Raw genomic sequence first — 19,556 nt, 5'->3', positions numbered from 1 at the left:
CTTATGCTCCCGTGACGTTGCGCAGCGTCGCGATCAGCGTGCGACGGGCGAGGGGGATCTTGAAGTCGTTCGAGCCGTAGCCCTTGGCATCGGCCAGCAGCGCGGTCGCCGCCGCTTCGAACACGGCATCGGACGGCGCCTTGCCGACTAGGGCCGCCTCGACCGCCGGATTGCGCCACGGCATCGGCCCGAGACCGCCGAACGCGAGCGAGGCCGACGCGATCACGCCGTCCTGCACATCGACGATCGCCGCCACCGAGACGAGCGCGAACGCATACGATGCACGATCGCGGACCTTGCGGTATTCCTGCTTGCCCTTGACCGGTGCCGGCAGCTCGATGTGCGTGATCAGTTCACCCGCTTCGAGTGCGTTCTCGATCTGCGGCGTATCGCCCGGCAGGCGGTAGAAGTCGTGGATCGAGATCCGTCGACGATCACCGTCCGCCTTCAGCGTCACGATCGTCGCGTCGAGCGCACGCATCGCCACCGCCATGTCGCTCGGGTGCGTCGCAATGCAATGCTCGCTCGTCCCCAGCACGGCGAGGATGCGGTTGAACCCACCGATCGCCGAACAACCGCTGCCCGGCTCGCGCTTGTTGCACGCCGCTGCCGTGTCGTAGAAATAATAGCACCGCGTCCGCTGGAGCAGATTGCCCCCGGTCGACGCCTTGTTGCGCAACTGACCCGACGCGCCGGCGAGCAACGCGCGGCTCAGCACCTCGTACTTGGCGACGACGCGGCGATCGGCAGCGAGATCGCTGTTCGGCACCAGCGCACCGATCGTCAGCCCGCCATCCTCGCGCTCCTCGATCTTCGCGAGATCGAGCCGCGAGATGTCGACCAGCTTGTCCGGCGTCTCGACCTGCAACTTCATCAGGTCGAGCAAATTGGTGCCGCCCGCGATGAACTTCGCACCAACCGTGTCGATGTCCTTGACCGCAGCCTCGGGCGTAGCGGGCTTCTCGTACGTGAAGGTCTTCATGCCACCAGCTCCCCACGCGCGTTGGCTTCCATCGCGGCGTCCTTCTCGTTCGCGGTCCGGCCCGCGGGCTCGGCACCACCGACTTCGCGGATCGCATCGACGATGTTCGGGTACGCGGCGCAACGGCACAGATTGCCGCTCATCCGCTCGGAAATCTCGGCATCGTCGAACTTCGGATCGGTCAGGTCGCCCGACGCATGGCTGGCCCAGCCCTTCTTGACCTCGTCGAGCATGCCGACCGCCGAACAGATCTGCCCCGGCGTGCAGTATCCGCACTGATACCCGTCATGCCGCACGAACGCGTCCTGCAAAGCGTGCAGGTTGCCCGGCTGGCCGATACCTTCGATCGTCGTGATCTCGTCATCCTGGTGCATCACCGCGAGCGTCAGGCAGGAATTGACCCGGCGCCCGTTGATCAGCACCGTGCACGCGCCGCACTGGCCATGATCGCAGCCCTTCTTCGAGCCCGTCAGCCCGAGATGTTCGCGGCAAAGGTCGAGCACCGACGTACGAATATCGGGCTCGGCGTCATATGATTGACCATTGATCGTGAAATGCATGGCGGTGCCCCTGGTTGAATGTGCCGGGAATGTACGGATTTCGAGGACTCAACGCCGATGCGACCGATCGTTTCCTATTGCGACAAGCTCTCACGTGTTGGTACGCTGGCGTTCATAGCGTTGAGCGGGCAAGCTGTTGCGATGACGCCAGCTTCCCCCCGATTGTCGCCTCTGATCGTCATTGCGCATCGCGGCGCGAGCGGTCTCCGCCCCGAGCATACGCTGGCGGCTTATTCGCTCGCGATCGACCAGGGCGCGGACTTCATCGAGCCCGATCTGGTGCCGACCAAGGACGACGTGCTCGTCGCGCGGCACGAGAACGACATCGCGGAAACGACCAACGTCGCCGACCACCCCGAGTTCGCCGCGCGAAAAACCACCAAGACGATCGACGGCCAGACGATGACCGGCTGGTTCGTCGAGGACTTCACGCTCGCCGAGCTGAAGACGTTGCGCGCGAAGGAGCGCTTGCCGAAGCTCCGCCCCGCGAACACCGCCTATGACGGCCAGTTCCAGATCCCGACGCTGGCCGAGATCATCGCGCTCGCCAAGCGCCGCACGACCGAGACGGGCCGGACGATCGGCATCTATCCCGAGACCAAGCATCCGACCTATTTCGCCAAGATCGGCCATCCGACCGACGCGAAACTGGTCGCCGAACTGCGCGAGGCCGGCTGGGATTCGGCGAAAGCGCCGGTGTTCATCCAGTCGTTCGAGGTCGCCAACCGCCAGCGCCTCCACAAGATGACCAAAATCCGCCTGATCCAACTCATGGACGGGGAGGGCGGTCCCGCCGATGGCGCACAGCCGAGCTACAAGGCGATGATCACGGCCGACGGCCTGAAGGCCGTCGCCGCCTACGCCTACGGCATCGGCCCGAACAAGAGCATGCTCTGGACCGACGCGACCCCCACCACGCTGGTCGCCGACGCGCACGCCGCGGGACTACGTGTCCACCCCTGGACCTACCGCGCGGAGAACTACTTCGAACCGACCCGCTTCCGCCGCGGCACCGACCCCGCCGCCCACGGCGACATCGCCGCGGAGATCAACGCCGGCCTTGCACAAGGTATCGACGGTTTCTTCACCGACTTTCCGCTATACGGAGCCCAAGCGCGCGACCAAGCCCGGGGAACCGTGCGTGCAGGAGTGAAGTAAATGCGTAAGGTCCTCCCCGTACTCGCGGTGCTGCCGTTCCTCGTCAGTGGCTGCATCAGCACAGCAACCTCGATCGTGAAGGCGCCGTTCCAGGTCGCCGGCAAGGCGGTCGACTGGACCACGACCAGCCAGGAAGAATCGGACCGCAACTACGGCAGGAAGATGCGCAAGCAGGAAGCCGAAGAAGGCAAACAGCGCAAGGAACTGGCGAAGCGCTGCAAGCGCGACCCGCAACGCTCGGAATGCGGCCAATACCAAGGCTACCGCGCCGGGAACTGATCCCGACCCCAACCCCCAAACGCCACCCCGGCGAAGGCCGGGGCCCAATTGGGGGACGTTGCTGACGACGGACTGCGCACTGTAACCGCTGCTTCCCAGTTGGGCCCCGGCCTGCGCCGGGGTGGTGGCCCGAACAACCGCATCCCGCCCCCAACTTGTTCTCCCGCGAAGGCGGGAGCCCAGTCTGGACTCCCGCCTTCGCGGGAGAACAAAGGAAGCGGGAGAACACGCTGTGGGGTTCGCGACAGCCCTCAAAACCACCCCATCACGGTAACCGGAAACGGCGTCCACCACCCAACCCGAACCCCCGCAAACCGAAGCGCATCCCCCGTCCACGCATTACACGTCCGCCCCGCGCTATACCGCCCATTAGCCTCATAAAACGCATCATACCCGGCATACCCCCGGTACCGCGCTCCCCCATCCCGAAAGCTAGCCCGGACATACGCCGCCAACCGCCGATACTGCTTCGGCGTCACCACGATCTCCCGAGCCCCATCCCCGGCGCGCGGCCTCGGCAGATGATCGACATGCATCAACGTCCGCGTGCTGCCGAACGCCGCGCCGACCACGGTTCGCAGCTTCACGTCGGCCCAGGTCGGCGTCTCCAGGTAAAACGTCTTCTCCCCCCACCCGAACGCCACATGATCGAACGCGCCATACCGCGGATCACGCAGATCCTCCCCCCGAGCCACCCCGCGCCAGTCCACCCCGGCGGCGACCTTCGGCAGGATGATCCCGGTATGCACGCCGTTGCTCTCGACGAAGATATGCACGCCCTCGGCCGGCGCCCGCCAGTCGCGATTGCTGGGGATCGACCCGCCGACCAACCCCGCCACCGCATAGCTCGCGACCACCCCGAACACCGCCGCGATCGCCCGTAAAATCCACTTAACCCAGCGCGTTTCCGTCTTCATTCCGTCATGCTAGACCAAGCCCATGGCCAATGACACGCACGTACTGAGCACCCCGCCCGAAGGCGCCCCCGACTGGACGATCCCGCAGAACTGGGCGGCCTATACCGCGGAGGACCACGCCACCTGGGACACGCTGTTCGCGCGCCAGTCGAAGCTGCTTCCCGGCCGCGCGTCGAACGCCTGGCTCCGCGGGCTCGACGTCCTGAAGCTGTCGAAACCCGGCATCCCCGATTTCGAGGAGCTGTCCGAACGCCTGACCAAGCTCACCGGCTGGTCGGTCGTCGCGGTGCCCGGCCTCGTCCCCGACGACGTGTTCTTCGACCACATGGCCAATCGCCGCTTCGTCGCCGGCAACTTCATCCGCCGCCCCGACCAGCTCGACTATCTGCAGGAACCCGACGTCTTCCACGACGTGTTCGGCCACGTGCCGATGTTGGCGGATCCGGTGTTCGCCGACTACCTCGCCGCCTATGGCCGCGGCGGCCAGCGTGCTTTGGGGCTCGACGCGCTGAAGTATCTAGGCCGGCTCTACTGGTACACGGTCGAGTTCGGCCTGATCGCGGAACCCGAAGGCCTGCGCATCTACGGCTCGGGTATCGTCTCCAGCTACGCGGAAACGCGGTTCGCGCTCGACGATCCGAGCCCCAACCGGATCGCGCTCGACCTCGCCCGCGTAATGCGGACCGAATATCGGATCGACGATTTCCAGCAGAACTACTTCGTGATCCCGAGCTTCGAGGAGTTGCTAAGGCTGACGGTAGAGACCGACTTCGCGCCGTTGTACGAGGAACTGAAGGCGCTCCCGGATATCCCCGTCGCGCGGATCGAGCCGGGCGATGTGGTGCTGACCGAGGGCACGCAGGACTACGCGAAGTCGAAGACGTCCGCTGAGACCGCATAAGCATCCTCTAGAAGCCACCACCCCGGCGAAGGCCGGGGCCCAGTTGGGATAGCGGTGCGGTTCTATTGCAAGGGTTCACCCAACTGGGCCCCGGCCTCCGCCGGGGTGGTGTTAGCTGTGAGGTGAGGGCAGCCTCCCCCCAGAAGAGTGTTCCCCCGCGAAGGCGGGGGCCCAGACTGGACCCCCGCCTTCGCGGGGGAACAAACTTCTGGAGGGCAGGGCAGCCCTCAGAAATCCGCAGACCTCAAATATCCAAAGCCCACCCATCGCGCCCCTTGGGATCGAACGGCCCCTCCGCCACAAACCTCTCCGCCCCAGCGCGCAACCGAAGCACACTCCAATCCCCCCGCCGGTCGACCGCCTCCAGCGAACACCCGCAAGCCTCATACGCCGCGACAACCCCAGCCCGCTGTGTCTCCAGCAACCCGGCCAGCACGATCGTCGCCCCCACATCCGAAATCGAAGCGATCTCCGGCGCCATCGACACCAGCGGCCCGGCCAGAATATTCGCGATCACCAGATCATACGGCGCGCGAACCACGATCGCATCGTCCAGCGTACCATCCGCCACAACCAGATCGATCCCCTCGACCCCGTTGAGCGCCGCATTCTCCGCCGTCACATCGATCGAGACCGGATCGATATCCGTCCCCATCACCTTGGCCGCAGGCCAAAGATACGCCGCCGCAAACGCCAGCAACCCGGTCCCCGTCCCGATATCGATCACGTTCGCAAACGACGCATCCGCCAACCCGTCGAGCATCGCCAGACACCCGCTGGTCGTCTCGTGATGCCCCGTCCCGAACGCCCGGCTCGCCTCGATCAGAAACGCCCGCTTGTCCGCCGGCACATCGCCCGAATGCGCCCCGGTATGCACGAAGAACCGCCCGACCGACAAAGGCTCGAGCCCAGCCTGGCTCATCGTCACCCAGTCCGCATCGCCCAACCGCTCGACCGCGATCTCGGCCCCCGCCGCACTCGGCACCAGCGCCCGCACCGCCGCGACCGTGTCGGCAGCCGGCTCATGCTCGAAATACGCATCGAGCCGCCAGGACTCGACGTCGTCCTCGATCTCCTCGGTCGTCATCAACACGCCGTCGATCGTCAGATCATCACTCGCATCGATCGCCTCCGCCTCCGCCCGCGTGCAGGGGAGGGTGAGCTTCCAACTATCGGACATAGCTCGCCCCGTTCACGTCGATCACCGAGCCCGTCATCGAGGCCGGCGCCTCCAGCGCCAAAAACTTCGCCGCCGCCGCGATCTCTTCCGGTGCCGCAACCCGCCCGAGCGGAATGTCAGCCAGCAACGCATCGCCGCCACGGCTCGACAGATAGTCCTCCGCCATCCCGGTCATCGTGAAGCCCGGGCACATCGCAAACGCCAGGATGCCTTCCCGGGCATACCCCCGGGCGATCGTCTTCGTCATCGCCACCATCCCCGCCTTCGACGCGGCATAATGCCAATGCGCCGGCGAATCCCCGCGATACGCCGCCCGGCTCGCGATATTGACGATCCTCCCGCCAAACCCGCGCGATTGCCAATGCAGCACCGCCAGTCGACAAAGCTCGGCCGAAGCGGTCAGGTTGATCCGCATCGTCCGCTCCCACTGCGCGGTCCAGTCGTCGTCTCCGAGCGGGCTCGCCTCGAACACGCCGGCATTGTTGATCAGCACATCGATCGTGCCGCCAGCCTGCTCCAGCGCTGCGGTCCACAATTGGGCAGGCGCGGCAGGATCGGCAAAGTCGGCGGGGATACCGCTGGCGGTCCCATGCCCGATGACGGAAGCGCCCGCGTCGGTCAGCGCCGCATGAATAGCCGCGCCGATACCGCGACTGGAGCCGGTGAGAAGAATAGTCATGCCCGCGCTCTAGCGCCGCAGGCCGTGTTCGTCATCACGTCGAGGCAAAGCAATGGTTCATGCGGAGGCGCGGAGGTTCCAGCGGCACCGCAGGTTCTCCAAACCTCCGGCATCGCTCACATCATATGCCCTGAGCGTGCCATCTCCGCGCCTCCGCGCCTCCGCGTGAACCCATTCTACCCTTGTCGTCCTCCAGCCTCAGGCGACGCTGGCCGAGAACCCGTCCGCCGCCCTGCGCAGCACACCCAATTTGTCGTCCACCTCGCCGAACTCATGCCCGAGCAGGTCGATCTCGACGGCTACCGCTTCGGTATCCTGGCGGATTGCGGCGATCGTCGTCGACATCGAGTCCGCCGCCAGCGCGGTTTCGTCGACGGCCGCAGTGATCGCGGTCACGGTGTGCGCCTGTGCCTCCATCGCATGGCGGATCCGGTCCGCGCTCTGCTGGACTTCGGCCACGGTCGACTTGATCGACGCGTTGGTGACCACCGTCGAGCGCGTCGCCGCCTGGATCGCGGCGATCTTGGCCGCGATGTCGTCGGTCGCGCGCGCAGTCTGGTTGGCGAGTGATTTCACTTCCTGGGCCACCACCGCGAAACCGCGTCCGGCATCGCCAGCCCGCGCTGCCTCGATCGTCGCATTCAACGCGAGCAGGTTGGTCTGGCCGGCGATGTCGCGGATCAGCCCGAGGATCGATTCGATCGATTTCGCATGCTCGCTGAGCGTCTCGGACATGCCGACCGCCTCGCCCGCCTGCACCGACGCGCGCGTCGCGATCTTCGCCGCCGCTTCCACTTCGGTACGGGCATCCTCGATCGCACGGATCAGGCCGGCGGCGGTCTGGGCTGCCTCGCGCATCGCCACCGCGGATTGCTCGGCGGCCGCGGCGACTTCGCTCGCCTTGCCCAGCACCCCGCGCGTCGACGACGACGCCCCCATCGCGTGCACCCGGATGCGTGCACCCAGTGCCGCGGTATCCTCGATCGACGTCGCGATCGACTCGCGGAACTCCGACGCCCGCGCGCGTCGCTCGGTCCGTGCAGCCTCCGCATCGGTCGCGCCGAGATGCGAGGCCATGATGTCCGCCTCGATCAGCGCGAGCCGTTGCACCACGTCGCCCAGCGTCCGCAACGACGACGTGTCCGGTCCGAGCCGATCGACGATCAGGTTCAGCGTCACGCTGTGCGCAAACGCCAGCGCCGACAGCAAGGCGGGCAGGGTGACGCCCGACTCGCGTGAATCCTCAGCATGGCTGATCGCCATCTCGCGCCAGGCCTCGTCATAGGGCGACAAATATTTCAGCCGGGCATAATGCGCGCTTGCTGCGATCCGCCGTTCCAGCCGCGCCGGCGTGAAAAAGGCAGCGATCGTCTTGGTGGCGTCGAGCGACAGATAGTGCTGCCAGAACGTCTCCGCGATCCGCCGGTAGTCATTCTCCTCCAGTAGCCCGCTCACCGTGGCGCAGGCCGGCGTGATCAACCCGTCCCAGTCATAATCGCGGACGCGCTCCTGCAAGGTTCGTCGATCGCCGCCCCAGCTTTGCGAGGCGTCGGCGTCGGGCGGCGCATGACCGACCGAATTGCGTGCGATAGTGGCGATCATCACCCCTCCTGAGGGTCGTTATGCAGCGACCTTTGCGACGAAATCGCCGGCGCTGTTCTTGAGATTGCTGAGTCGCGTATCGAGTACGTCGAAGCCGCGGCCGACACCGTCGATCTCGGTCGCGACCGTCTCGGTATCTTCACGGATCGCGGCGATCGTGGTGGACATCGAATCGGCCGCCAGCGCGGTCTCGTCGACCGCCGCGGTGATCGCGGTGACGGTCTGCGCCTGCGCTTCCATCGCGTAGCGGATCCGGTCGGCGCTTTCCTGCACTTCGGCGACGGTCGACTTGATCGAGGCGTTGGTGTCGACCGTAGAGCGGGTGGCGGACTGGATCGCGGCAATCTTGGCGGCGATGTCGTCGGTCGCGCGTGCGGTCTGGTTGGCGAGGCTCTTCACTTCCTGCGCCACCACCGCAAAACCGCGACCCGCATCGCCTGCGCGCGCCGCCTCGATCGTCGCGTTCAATGCGAGCAGGTTGGTCTGGCCGGCAATGTCGCGGATCAGCCCGAGGATCGATTCGATCGATTTGGCGTGGTCGCTCAGCGTCTCGGACATGCCGACCGCCTGGCCAGCTTGTGCCGATGCACGATTGGCGATCTCTGCCGCGGCCTCGACCTCGGTCCGTGCATCCTCGATCGCGCGGATCAGCCCGGCGGCAGTTTGCGCGGCCTCGCGCATCGCCACCGCGGATTGTTCGGCGGCGGCGGCGACTTCGCTCGCCTTGCCCAGCACCGCGCGGGTCGATGCCGAACTGCGCATCGCCTGCTCGCGCAGGTCATGCCCCTCGTTGGTCGCGGTCTCGACCATCGCGGCGATCCCGTCGCGGAACTCCGCGGCCAGCTTGTCGCGCGCGTCTTGCGCCGAAAAGGCGCGGTACGCCGTGTAGATCGCGACGGTGATCTCGCCTTCCAGCGCGGACAGACGCATCAGCGTATCGATATAGACGGGCAGCGTCGCGCCCTCGCGGTCGACCCGGCGCATCAGCACGTCGAGTGCGGCGCGGTCGCTCGCACTGATCATCGACAACAGCGCCATCGGCGACACGTCGGCGGCATAGGCCGCAGCGACCGAGCGTTCGATCGACTCGACCCAGGCTTGCCCGCCGGTGTCGAGGAACCGGTTTTTGAGGAAGGTGCAGCCGACCTCGATCATCTTGCCGGTTTCGTGCTGCGCCCAGGTTCGTTCGGCCGCGAAACAGCGCTGCCATTGTTCCCAATAGGCCTTCGACACCGCATCGATCTCGGGTTCCAGCGCCGTCCACACGTCGTGGCTCGCGGTCCTCAGCGAACCGTCGAAATCGAACACCCGCAACCGCGCCGGAAGGTCGATGGTGGCAGCGATCGAGCCGGGCGTCGGCAGGTCTGTGGTCAAGGCGGTGAACTCCGGAAAACGGGTTTTGCGCCTCCACCGCTAGGGCCCATTGATTAAGACCTGGTTAGGGATGGGCATCGCCATTTTTTTCGATCCTCCCCCGCCCAGGGGGGGTGGCTGGCGATCGCCAGACGGAGGGGGAGGTAAGGGCAACGTTAGTTCCGTCTCCTCCCCCTCCGTCACCTTCGGCGACACCTCCCCCTGGCGGGGGAGGATGAGTAAGATGCCCCAACCCGAACGATTGTCATGGGTTACCGGACTTGACGGCGATGGGTTGCATCGCAGCACGCGGAGTCTAATAGGTCGGCCCAATCATCTTTTTTACGATCGAGGACTCCGCCCTTGGCATCGCGCAACCCGGCACGCCCGCTTTCTCCCCATCTGCAGGTCTATAAATGGGGCCCGCACATGCTGGTCTCGATCCTGCACCGTGTGACCGGCAGCGGGATGGCGACCGTCGGCAGCATCCTGCTCGTCTGGTGGCTCGCCGCGATCGCCGCGGGCGATCAGGCCTATGCGACCTTCGTCGACGTGTTCACCACCGACACCGGCCGACTCAACATCCTCGGCTATATCATCGCGGTCGGGCTAACGCTGTCGCTGTTCCAGCACATGATGACCGGCATCCGCCACATGGTGCTCGATATCGGCGCCGGCTACGAACTGAAGCGAAACAAGATGGGCGCGATCGCGACGATGGTCGCATCGGTCGCGCTGACGGTCGTATTCTGGCTCTACATGGGGATCAAGTAATGGGTTCGGGTACGGCAATCGGTCGCGTCCGCGGCCTCGGCAGCGCCAAGCACGGTGCGCATCACTGGTGGCAGCAGCGCCTCACGGCGGGCTCGAACCTGTTCCTCATGGTGTGGCTGATGATCTCGGTCGCGCGGATGCCGGGCTATGATTACGCCGCGGTCCATCTGTGGCTGCAGTCGGCCTGGGTCGCGGTGCCGATGGCGCTGCTGATCCTGTCGGTGTTCTATCACTTCCGTCTCGGTCTTCAGGTCGTGATCGAGGATTACCAGCATGGCGAGAGCCGTGTCGTGACGATGATCCTCCTCAACCTGTTCACCTTCACGCTGGGCGGCATCGCCCTGTTCGCGATCCTGAAGGTCGCCTTCTCCGGAGCTCCCGCGTAATGTCAGCTGCCTACAAGATCATCGATCATACCTATGATGCGGTCGTCGTCGGTGCCGGCGGCTCCGGCCTGCGCGCGACGATGGGCATCGCCGAGAGCGGCCTGAAGACTGCGTGCATCACCAAGGTCTTCCCGACCCGCAGCCACACCGTCGCCGCACAGGGCGGCATCGCCGCCAGCCTCGGCAACAACTCGCCGGATCACTGGACCTGGCACATGTTCGACACCGTCAAGGGTTCCGACTGGCTCGGCGACCAGGACGCGATCGAGTATCTCTGCCGCGAAGCCCCGCAGGCTGTGTACGAACTCGAACATGCCGGCATGCCGTTCAGCCGTAACGAGAACGGCACGATCTATCAGCGTCCGTTCGGCGGCCACATGCAGAACATGGGCGAGGGCCCCCCGGTCCAGCGCACCGCTGCCGCCGCCGACCGCACCGGCCACGCGATGCTCCACGCGCTGTATCAACAGAGCCTGAAGTACAACACGGACTTCTTCGTCGAGTATTTCGCGCTCGACCTGATCATGGAGAACGGCGTCTGCCGCGGCGTTATCGCGCTGTGCATGGAAGACGGCTCGATCCATCGCTTCCGCAGCCATCAGACCGTGCTGGCAACCGGCGGCTATGGCCGCGTCTATTTCTCGGCGACCTCGGCGCACACCTGCACCGGCGACGGCAACGCGATGGTGCTCCGCGCCGGCCTGCCGCTCCAGGACATGGAGTTCGTCCAGTTCCACCCGACCGGCATCTACGGCGCGGGCGTGCTCATCACCGAGGGCGCACGCGGTGAGGGCGGTTACCTGACCAACTCCGAGGGCGAGCGCTTCATGGAGCGCTATGCCCCGTCGGCGAAGGACCTCGCCTCGCGCGACGTCGTCAGTCGCTCTATGGCGCTTGAAATGCGCGAAGGCCGCGGCGTCGGCAAGAACGGCGACCACATCTTCCTGCATCTCGATCACATCGATCCGAAGGTGCTCGCCGAGCGCCTGCCCGGCATCACCGAGACCGGGAAAGTCTTCGCCGGCGTCGATCTCACGCGCCAGCCTTTGCCCGTCACGCCGACCGTGCACTACAACATGGGCGGCATCCCGACCAACTTCCACGGCGAGGTCGTCAACCTCGTCGATGGCAACCCCGACGCGGTTGTCCCCGGCCTGTTCGCGGTCGGCGAAGCGGCCTGCGTCTCGGTCCACGGCGCCAACCGCCTCGGCTCGAACAGCCTGATCGATCTCGTGGTGTTCGGCCGCGCGACCGGCCTGCGGATCAAGGACACGCTGAAGCCCGGCACCGCCCACGCGCCGCTGCCCAAGGGCTCGGAAGACCTCGCGCTGACGCGCCTCGACCATTTCCGCAATGCGTCGGGCGGTTCGCCGACCGCGCAGATCCGTCTCGACATGCAGCAGACCATGCAGAAGCATTGCGCGGTTTTCCGCGACACCGAACTGCTCAACCAGGGCGTCGAGAAGATGGCCGGGATCTACAGCCGGATGACCGACGTCGCCGTGAAGGATCGCAGCATGATCTGGAACACCGATCTGGTCGAGACGATGGAGCTCGACAATCTGATCGGCCAGGCGGTCGTGACGATGAACTCGGCGGCCAACCGCACCGAGTCGCGCGGCGCGCACATGCACGAGGATTTCCCCGAGCGCGACGATGCGAACTGGATGAAGCACACCATCACCACCTTCAATGGCTGGGGCGGCAAGGGCGGCGAGACCAAGATCGATTTCCGCCCGGTCCACGACTACACGCTCACCGACGACATCGACTACATCAAGCCCAAGAAGCGGGTGTATTAATGACCTGGGCCATCATCGCGATCGGGTTCCTCGTGCCCGTCGCGGTGGGGCTTCTCACGCGTTTCCAACCGATGATCGCCGGCTTCCTATGGCCGGTGGTCGTCGCGCTACTGACCGCGATCTACGTCTTCGGCATCGAACCCCGCGGCGTGGGCGAAGAACTCCAGAAGATAGCGATCACCTTCTACGCGCTCTTCTCGCTAGTAGGCGGCGTGCCGGGCGGCCTGGTAGGCTGGATCCTCCAGTACAAGCGCACGAGCCGGGAAGCGTAATCCCCCTCCGTAACCCCGGACTTGTTCCGGGGTCCACGGTGCCGCGAACTCATCGCTATCGAATGCGCGGAACCGTGGATGCCGGAACAAGCCCGGCATGACGGATTGTGATGCCTACCGCTCGAGCCGCCCGGCCGCGATCTTGTAAACCAGATTCCGATCCCGCCGCCCGACCGCCACGACAATCACCGTCACCAAGCCATCGTCGACCCGGTAGACCAACCGATACCCCGCAGCCCGCAGCTTGATCTTGTAGCACCCGGTCATCCCGCTCAGCCGCGCACTCGCGATATGCGGCTCGCCCAACCGCTCGGTCAGCTTCGCCTTGAACTGCTCGCGAACATTGGCGCCAAGCTTATCCCACTCCCGCAGCGCGCTCGGTAGGAAAGCGAGACTATAGGTCGCCAAGCGACACCGCGACCGGCACCTCGTCGGCACGCGCCCGCACCATGTCTGCCAGTTCGACGTCCTCCAACCGATCCATCAATTCCTCCCACGCCGCAGCCGGCACCAAATACGCGGCGGGCGTATTGCGATTGAGCACCGCCACTGGAAATCCACCCGCAGCCTCGATGACTCCAGACGGATTCTTCTTCAGGTCGCTGATGCTCACCGTCGCGCCGGCATGAATGGTTTCGATCATGACCTCGCTATAGCACGTCGAACAGGTCTCAACAAATCACCGCGCTGATATGCCGCAACTCATCCGGAACCCACCGCCCCCGCAAAAGTTTGCCGCGGCATGACCGACACATCCCCCGCATCGAACGCCCGCAACTATCCCTTGCTGGCCGCCCCCCACATCCACCTCCACGGCCCCGTCGACGACGCGATGTACGACACTTTCAAGTCGCAGCTCGTCGCCGCGCCCACCGAGGGCCCGCTGGTCGTCTCGATCACGACGCTCGGCGGCGATCCCGAAGTCGCGCGCGCGATGGGCGACAACATCCGCCTGCTCCGCGAATACACCGGCCGCGAGACGCTGTTCCTCGGCAAGGTCGCGGTCTATTCCGCGGGCGCGACGTTCATGTCTGCCTTCCCGGTCGATAGCCGTTTCCTCACCCGCAACAGCCGCATCATGATCCACGAGCGCCAGATGCAGAGCACGATCGAACTCAACGGCCCGCTCAATACGCTCTCCTACACGCTCAAGGCCAAGCTCCACGAGATCGAGGACTCGATCAACATCCAGGAGGAAGGCTTCCGCGCGATCGTCGAGGGTTCGAAGGTGTCGCTCGAGGACCTCAAGAAGAAGGCCCCCTCCAACTGGTACATCGAAGCCGAGGAAGCCCGCGACCTGGGGCTCGTCCTCGACATCATCTGATCCGGCGCGAGCAGGCGGCGCGACAGCGGGTGTGACGCATGTTGCACCCGCGAAGCTAAGGATTTGCGGGGAGGGCCCCTGTCATGTATCGGCTCTGACAACCTATAATCACACCACGGACGGACCGCTCGCAATGGCCGAATTCTCGCTCCCGAAAAACAGCGTCGTCAAGAAGGGCGTCAAGCACGCGCCCGCAAACGGGGGCAAGCGTCTGAAATCTTTTAAGGTCTACCGCTACGATCCCGACAGTGGCGAGAACCCGCGTTACGACACGTTCGCGCTCGATCTCGACGATACCGGCCCGATGGTGCTCGACGCGCTGATCAAGATGAAGAGCGAGCAGGATTCCTCGCTCACCTTCCGCCGCTCGTGCCGCGAGGGCATCTGCGGGTCGTGCTCGATGAACATCAACGGCAAGAACGGCCTCGCCTGCACCACCGCGATCGAGGATTGCAAGGGCGAGGTCCAGATCACGCCGCTGCCGCACATGGACGTGATCAAGGACCTGGTCCCCGATTTCACGCATTTCTATGCGCAGTACTCGTCGATCAAGCCGTGGCTGCAGACCGTCACCCCGCCGCCCTCGGGCAAGGAACGCCTCCAGTCGCCGGAAGATCGCTCGAAGCTCGACGGCCTGTACGAGTGCATCCTGTGCGCGTGCTGCTCGACCTCATGCCCGAGCTACTGGTGGAACGCCGACAAGTTCCTGGGGCCGGCGATCCTGTTGCAGGCCTATCGCTGGCTCGCCGACAGCCGCGACGAGATGACCGGCGAGCGCCTCGACGAGCTCGAGGATCCGTTCCGCCTGTACCGCTGCCACACCATCATGAACTGCGCGAACGCGTGCCCCAAGGGTCTCAACCCGGCCAAGGCGATCGCCGAGATCAAGAAGATGGAAGCCGAACGGATCGTCTGATCCGGTTGGGGAGGGGCGTCGGTCCTCCCCAATCCCGTTCGTCCCGAGTAGCCATCGAGCTTGTCGAGGTGGCGTATCGAAGGACATGTACCTCGATACGAGCCCTCGACTACGCTCGGTCTCTACTCGGCACGAACGGCATTTATGACTGACAACCCTAAGTCCCAACCCCATTTCCTCGAAGCCGAAGCCCCCGCCAACCCCGGCTGGCGCAGCTGGTCGCTCTCTGACCCCACCCGCTTCAACACCCTGCTCGGCCCCATGCTCTACCGCGTCGACGGCCACATCGTGCGCGTCCGCATCACCCCCGAGCATCGCCACTCCAACCTCCAGAACAACGTCCATGGCGGCGCGCTCCTCGCGTTCATCGACGTCGCGCTCTTCGCCGCCGCGCGAGGCTTCGGCCTGATCACGGCCGGCACCGCGGTGACGCTCGACCTCAACACGCAGTTCATCGGTGGCGGCCGCGTCGGCGAGCCGATCGAGGCGCAGGTCGAGGTGCTCAAGGAGACCGGCCGCCTCTTGTTCCTGCGGGGCCTAGTGGTGCAAGGGGACGACGAAACCAAGATCGCCGCCTTCTCGGCCACGATCCGAAAGCCGTCGCCTAAGCCGCCAAAGGGCTGACCCCGGCCGCTATCACCACCCCGGCGAAGGCCGGGGCCCAATTGGGAAACGATCAGTGTTGAAGCGTCCCGCTCCGTTATCGAAACCTTTCCAATTGGGCCCCGGCCTTCGCCGGGGTGGTAAAGAGGTGGGGAAGTGACAGTCCTCAAAGCCTATGGGGCACTCGTAGCCTCAGGCGAACTCCGCCCCGACCCCGAACAGGCCGCCGCCGCCGCGCGCCTAAACACCCTCGCCACCGAACTCGCCACCCCCAAATCCACCGGCTTCTTCGCCCGCTTTTCCAAGAAACCAGACCCCCGCGGCGTCTACCTCTGGGGCGGCGTGGGCCGCGGCAAGTCGATGCTGATGGACCTGTTCTTCGCCAACGCTCCCGTCGAGAAGAAGCGCCGCGTGCATTTCGGCGAGTTCATGCTCGAGGTCCACGCGCGCATCGCCGCCGAGCGTCGCAAGGAAGTCGGCGACCCGATCGTCCCCGTTGCCACCGCGATCGCCGACGAGACCCGCCTGCTCGCGTTCGACGAGATGATGGTCACCAACAGCCCCGACGCGATGATCCTGTCGCGGCTGGTCACCTCGCTGCTCGATGCGGGCGTGACGATCGTCACCACCTCGAACCGCCCACCCGTCGATCTCTACAAGAATGGCCTCAACCGCGAGCATTTCCTGCCCTTCATCGCGACCATCGAACAGCGCCTCGACGTCCTCCCGCTCAACGGCCCGGTCGACTATCGCCGCGACCGGCTCGGCAGCCAGGACACGTGGCTCGTCCCCAACGGCCCCGAGGCGACCGCGCAACTCTCCGCCGCATTCTTCCGCCTCACCGACTTCTCGACCGACGACAGCGAGCATGTTCCGGCCGAGGACCTCATCGTCCAGGGCCGCACGCTGCGGGTGCCCAAATCGCTCAAGGGCGTCGCGGTGTTCAGCTTCAAGAAGCTGTGCGGAGAGGCGAGGGGGGTCGCCGACTACCTCGCCCTCGCGCGGAAATTCCACACCGTCATCCTCGTCGGCATCCCCAAGCTCGGCCCCGAGAACCGCAACGAGGCGGCGCGGTTCGTCGCGCTCATCGACGCGCTGTACGAGCACAAGGTGAAGCTCCTCGCCGCCGCCGATGCGCAACCCGGCGACCTCTACGAAAGCGGCGACGGGCGCTTCGAGTTCGATCGCACGATCAGCCGCCTCGAAGAGATGCGGTCCGAGGATTATCTCGCGGAAGGACACCTCTAACCCGATCCACACCACCCCGACGAAGGCCGGGGCCCAGTTGGAAAGGTCGTCGTAACGATGAACTGTGCGCAGTTAGCACTCTCCCCCAACTGGGCCCCGGCCTTCGCCGAGGTGGTAGTGTTAAACGCAGAACACCTTATTGCACATGAGAACTAGTTGCAATAACAACCCGCTTTTGTCCTTTTAGCGGTTGCCGTAGCGGGATAATGCGCGTAACCGGCGTCACCAATCACCCCGCACATCAGACGGAGACGGATTGGAATGGCTCGCAAGAAGATCGCGCTGATCGGCGCCGGTAACATCGGCGGTACGCTCGCGCACCTCGCAGCACTCAAGGGCCTTGGCGATATCGTCCTGTTCGACGTGGCCGAGGGCATCCCCCAGGGCAAAGCGCTCGACCTGTCGCAGTGCGGTCCGGTCGAAGGCTTCGACTCGCAGATCACCGGATCGAACGATTATGCCGACATCGCCGGCGCGGACGTCATCATCGTCACCGCAGGCGTGGCCCGCAAGCCCGGCATGAGCCGCGACGACCTGCTCGGCATCAATTTGAAGGTCGTGAAGGCCGTCGGCGAGGGCATCAAGAATAACGCCCCGAACGCGTTCGTGATCTGCATCACCAACCCGCTCGACGCGATGGTGTGGGCACTTCGCGAGTTCTCCGGGCTGCCGTACCACATGGTCGTCGGCATGGCCGGCGTGCTCGACTCGGCACGCTTCAGCCACTTCCTCGCCGACGAGTTCAAGGTCTCGGTCAAGGACGTCACCAGCTTCGTGCTCGGCGGCCACGGCGACACGATGGTCCCGGTCATCAGCTACTCGACGGTGTCGGGCATCCCGGTGCCGGATCTCATCGCGATGGGCATGTCGAGCCAGGAAAAGATCGACGCGATCGTCAAGCGTACGCGCGGCGGCGGCGGCGAGATCGTCGCACTGCTGAAGACGGGCTCGGCGTACTACGCGCCGGCGACCAGCGGCATCGCGATGGCCGAAGCGTATCTGTACGACCAGAAGCGCGTGCTGCCGGCCGCGGCGTATGTGTCGGGCGAGTACGGCCTGGACGATCTGTACGTCGGCGTGCCGGTGGTGATCGGTGCTGGCGGCGTCGAGAAGATCGTCGAGATCAAGCTGGACGACGAAGCCAAGCAGAACCTCACCGTGTCGGTCGACGCGGTCAAGGAACTGATCGTCGCCTGCAAGGGCATCGATGGGTCGCTGAACTGATTTGAGATGAGGTAAGGATCGCACCACCCCGGCGAAGGCCGGGGCCCAATTGGGAAGGCCCCGCTGATGGAAGAACAAGCGTTCGTCTACATCATGGCAAGTGGGTTTAATGGAACGATCTACCTCGGCTCGACGCTGAACCTGGCGAAGCGCGTGTGGGAACACCGCAACGCCGTCGTCGCCGGGTTCACGAAGAAATACGACTGCAAGCTGCTCGTCTGGTATGAGTTAGCCGGTAGTTGGGAAGCCGCCCGGCAGCGCGAGCTGCACATGAAGGAGTGGAAGCGAGACTGGAAGCTGCGTGAGATCAACGGTTTCAATCCCTCTTGGGACGACCTTTACGATCGCATCGCACGACCATGACCGCTTTCCCAATTGGGCCCCGGCCTTCGCCGGGGTGGTAAGGAACGAGACAAGATGAGCATCCTCGTCGACAAGAACACCAAGGTCATCACGCAAGGCATGACCGGCGAAACCGGCAGCTTCCACACCAAGATGGCGCTGGAATACGGCACGCAGATGGTCGGCGGCGTCACGCCGGGCAAGGGCGGCACCACGCACCTCGACCTCCCGGTCTACAACACCGTCGCCGAAGCCAAGGCGATGACCGGCGCGACCGCGTCGGTCATCTACGTGCCGCCCCCCTTCGCCGCCGATTCGATCCTCGAGGCAATCGACGCCGAGATCGAGCTGATCGTCGCGATCACCGAGGGCATTCCGGTGCTCGACATGGTCAAGGTCAAGCGCGCGCTGTCGGGCTCCAAGTCGCGGCTGATCGGCCCGAACTGCCCCGGCGTGCTGACCCCCGGCGAGTGCAAGATCGGCATCATGCCCGGCTCGATCTTCAAGAAGGGCTCGGTCGGCGTTGTCAGCCGTTCAGGCACGCTCACCTATGAGGCGGTGTTCCAGACGTCGAACGCAGGCCTTGGTCAGACGACCGCGGTCGGCATCGGTGGCGATCCGGTCAACGGCACGAACTTCATCGACGTGCTCGAGCTGTTCCTCGCCGACGACGAGACGCAGTCGATCATCATGATCGGCGAAATCGGCGGCGACGCCGAGGAGCAGGCGGCACAGTTCCTCCGCGACGAAGCCAAGCGCGGTCGGTCGAAGCCGATGGCAGGCTTCATCGCTGGCCGTACGGCGCCTCCGGGCCGTCGCATGGGCCATGCCGGCGCGATCGTGTCGGGCGGCAAGGGCGACGCGGAGAGCAAGATCGCGGCGATGGAAGCCGCCGGGATCCGCGTTTCGGAAAGCCCCAGCCTGCTCGGCGAGACGCTGTTGAGCGTGCTGAAGGGCTGAACTGACTGCTCCCTCTCCCATCGGGAGAGGGAGGGAGGCGCGCAAGCGCCGGAAGGGTGAGGGCGACGGGCGCCGATCACCCTCATCCTCCCAC

23 protein-coding genes are annotated in these 19,556 nt (G+C 65.2%); 14 read left to right on the top strand and 9 right to left on the bottom strand.

Annotated elements, in window-relative coordinates; all coding sequences use genetic code 11:
- Nucleotide 1: 1 nt before the first annotated feature.
- Nucleotides 2-982: an FAD binding domain-containing protein gene (locus AC3D24_RS07985; protein WP_107964072.1), complete on the bottom strand. Its 981-nt coding sequence runs from the start codon at nt 980-982 to the stop codon at nt 2-4.
- Nucleotides 979-1,542, bottom strand: coding sequence for a 2Fe-2S iron-sulfur cluster-binding protein (locus tag AC3D24_RS07980; protein ID WP_489029631.1), 564 nt, complete (start codon nt 1,540-1,542; stop codon nt 979-981). The genes AC3D24_RS07985 and AC3D24_RS07980 overlap by 4 nt, the downstream gene beginning before the upstream one ends.
- A gap of 141 nt (nt 1,543-1,683) precedes the next feature.
- Here AC3D24_RS07980 and AC3D24_RS07975 point away from each other — a divergent pair, with 141 nt between their 5' ends.
- Nucleotides 1,684-2,700, top strand: a complete 1,017-nt coding sequence (locus tag AC3D24_RS07975) for a glycerophosphodiester phosphodiesterase (RefSeq protein WP_489029629.1) — start codon at nt 1,684-1,686, stop codon at nt 2,698-2,700.
- On the top strand, nt 2,701-2,979 hold the full coding sequence (locus tag AC3D24_RS07970; RefSeq protein WP_489029627.1) for a hypothetical protein: 279 nt from the start codon (nt 2,701-2,703) through the stop codon (nt 2,977-2,979).
- Between the two features lie 251 nt (nt 2,980-3,230).
- Here AC3D24_RS07970 and AC3D24_RS07965 read toward each other — a convergent pair whose 3' ends face one another.
- Nucleotides 3,231-3,896: a TIGR02117 family protein gene (locus AC3D24_RS07965; protein WP_489029625.1), complete on the bottom strand. Its 666-nt coding sequence runs from the start codon at nt 3,894-3,896 to the stop codon at nt 3,231-3,233.
- Nucleotides 3,897-3,918: 22 nt separating this feature from the next.
- On the opposite strand from AC3D24_RS07965, the gene phhA reads away from it, so the two are divergent.
- Nucleotides 3,919-4,797, top strand: a complete 879-nt coding sequence (gene phhA, locus AC3D24_RS07960; protein WP_489029623.1) for a phenylalanine 4-monooxygenase — start codon at nt 3,919-3,921, stop codon at nt 4,795-4,797.
- A 244-nt stretch (nt 4,798-5,041) separates the two neighbouring features.
- Here the strand turns inward: phhA and AC3D24_RS07955 are convergent, their stop codons facing one another.
- The 4 genes from AC3D24_RS07955 to AC3D24_RS07940 form a co-directional block, all read right to left on the bottom strand.
- The gene (locus AC3D24_RS07955; RefSeq protein WP_489029621.1) at nt 5,042-5,977 is read right to left on the bottom strand and encodes a 50S ribosomal protein L11 methyltransferase; all 936 of its coding nucleotides are present in this window, start codon (nt 5,975-5,977) and stop codon (nt 5,042-5,044) included.
- Complete coding sequence (locus AC3D24_RS07950) at nt 5,967-6,656, bottom strand: SDR family NAD(P)-dependent oxidoreductase (protein WP_489029619.1); 690 nt, start codon at nt 6,654-6,656, stop codon at nt 5,967-5,969. Before AC3D24_RS07950 ends, AC3D24_RS07955 begins: the two co-directional genes overlap by 11 nt.
- Nucleotides 6,657-6,854: 198 nt before the next feature.
- Nucleotides 6,855-8,258 carry a methyl-accepting chemotaxis protein gene (locus AC3D24_RS07945; RefSeq protein WP_489029617.1) on the bottom strand — a complete coding sequence of 468 codons (1,404 nt, stop codon included), beginning with the start codon at nt 8,256-8,258 and terminating at the stop codon, nt 6,855-6,857.
- Between the two features lie 18 nt (nt 8,259-8,276).
- The gene (locus tag AC3D24_RS07940) at nt 8,277-9,620 is read right to left on the bottom strand and encodes a methyl-accepting chemotaxis protein (protein ID WP_489033103.1); all 1,344 of its coding nucleotides are present in this window, start codon (nt 9,618-9,620) and stop codon (nt 8,277-8,279) included.
- 354 nt (nt 9,621-9,974) lie between these two features.
- Between AC3D24_RS07940 and sdhC the strand changes: the two genes are divergently transcribed.
- The 4 genes from sdhC to AC3D24_RS07920 are packed head-to-tail and all read left to right on the top strand — an operon-like array spanning nt 9,975 to nt 12,845.
- Complete coding sequence (gene sdhC, locus AC3D24_RS07935; protein ID WP_353468857.1) at nt 9,975-10,385, top strand: succinate dehydrogenase, cytochrome b556 subunit; 411 nt, start codon at nt 9,975-9,977, stop codon at nt 10,383-10,385.
- Nucleotides 10,385-10,771 (top strand): succinate dehydrogenase, hydrophobic membrane anchor protein, encoded by a 387-nt coding sequence (gene sdhD, locus AC3D24_RS07930; RefSeq protein WP_056060687.1) that lies wholly within the window; start codon nt 10,385-10,387, stop codon nt 10,769-10,771. The genes sdhC and sdhD overlap by 1 nt, the downstream gene beginning before the upstream one ends.
- On the top strand, nt 10,771-12,573 hold the full coding sequence (gene sdhA, locus AC3D24_RS07925; RefSeq protein ID WP_056047438.1) for a succinate dehydrogenase flavoprotein subunit: 1,803 nt from the start codon (nt 10,771-10,773) through the stop codon (nt 12,571-12,573). The genes sdhD and sdhA overlap by 1 nt, the downstream gene beginning before the upstream one ends.
- Entirely contained in the window at nt 12,573-12,845 is a 273-nt protein-coding gene (locus AC3D24_RS07920; RefSeq protein WP_489029614.1) for a hypothetical protein, read from the top strand. The genes sdhA and AC3D24_RS07920 overlap by 1 nt, the downstream gene beginning before the upstream one ends.
- Before the next feature lie 114 nt (nt 12,846-12,959).
- Here AC3D24_RS07920 and AC3D24_RS07915 read toward each other — a convergent pair whose 3' ends face one another.
- Both AC3D24_RS07915 and AC3D24_RS07910 read right to left on the bottom strand, forming a co-directional pair.
- On the bottom strand, nt 12,960-13,253 hold the full coding sequence (locus AC3D24_RS07915) for a type II toxin-antitoxin system RelE family toxin (protein ID WP_489029612.1): 294 nt from the start codon (nt 13,251-13,253) through the stop codon (nt 12,960-12,962).
- The gene (locus tag AC3D24_RS07910; RefSeq protein WP_489029610.1) at nt 13,240-13,488 is read right to left on the bottom strand and encodes a type II toxin-antitoxin system Phd/YefM family antitoxin; all 249 of its coding nucleotides are present in this window, start codon (nt 13,486-13,488) and stop codon (nt 13,240-13,242) included. Before AC3D24_RS07910 ends, AC3D24_RS07915 begins: the two co-directional genes overlap by 14 nt.
- A gap of 99 nt (nt 13,489-13,587) precedes the next feature.
- Here AC3D24_RS07910 and AC3D24_RS07905 point away from each other — a divergent pair, with 99 nt between their 5' ends.
- The 7 genes from AC3D24_RS07905 to sucD all read left to right on the top strand — a co-directional run bounded on the left by AC3D24_RS07905 (nt 13,588) and on the right by sucD (nt 19,462).
- Nucleotides 13,588-14,169: a ClpP family protease gene (locus tag AC3D24_RS07905; RefSeq protein WP_192239456.1), complete on the top strand. Its 582-nt coding sequence runs from the start codon at nt 13,588-13,590 to the stop codon at nt 14,167-14,169.
- A gap of 133 nt (nt 14,170-14,302) precedes the next feature.
- On the top strand, nt 14,303-15,085 hold the full coding sequence (locus tag AC3D24_RS07900) for a succinate dehydrogenase iron-sulfur subunit (protein WP_132896076.1): 783 nt from the start codon (nt 14,303-14,305) through the stop codon (nt 15,083-15,085).
- A gap of 144 nt (nt 15,086-15,229) precedes the next feature.
- Nucleotides 15,230-15,709 carry a PaaI family thioesterase gene (locus AC3D24_RS07895; RefSeq protein ID WP_489029607.1) on the top strand — a complete coding sequence of 160 codons (480 nt, stop codon included), beginning with the start codon at nt 15,230-15,232 and terminating at the stop codon, nt 15,707-15,709.
- A gap of 135 nt (nt 15,710-15,844) precedes the next feature.
- Nucleotides 15,845-16,936: a cell division protein ZapE gene (gene zapE, locus AC3D24_RS07890; protein WP_489029606.1), complete on the top strand. Its 1,092-nt coding sequence runs from the start codon at nt 15,845-15,847 to the stop codon at nt 16,934-16,936.
- A 261-nt stretch (nt 16,937-17,197) separates the two neighbouring features.
- Complete coding sequence (gene mdh, locus AC3D24_RS07885) at nt 17,198-18,160, top strand: malate dehydrogenase (protein WP_489029604.1); 963 nt, start codon at nt 17,198-17,200, stop codon at nt 18,158-18,160.
- A 66-nt stretch (nt 18,161-18,226) separates the two neighbouring features.
- The gene (locus tag AC3D24_RS07880) at nt 18,227-18,523 is read left to right on the top strand and encodes a GIY-YIG nuclease family protein (RefSeq protein ID WP_056060662.1); all 297 of its coding nucleotides are present in this window, start codon (nt 18,227-18,229) and stop codon (nt 18,521-18,523) included.
- A 54-nt stretch (nt 18,524-18,577) separates the two neighbouring features.
- On the top strand, nt 18,578-19,462 hold the full coding sequence (gene sucD / locus AC3D24_RS07875; RefSeq protein ID WP_132896083.1) for a succinate--CoA ligase subunit alpha: 885 nt from the start codon (nt 18,578-18,580) through the stop codon (nt 19,460-19,462).
- Nucleotides 19,463-19,556 lie beyond the last annotated feature (94 nt).

This window comes from Sphingomonas sp. SL1004 (assembly GCF_057815015.1).
The sequence above is the reverse complement of the archived record's forward strand: the minus strand, read 5'-3'. Positions and strand labels throughout refer to the sequence as shown.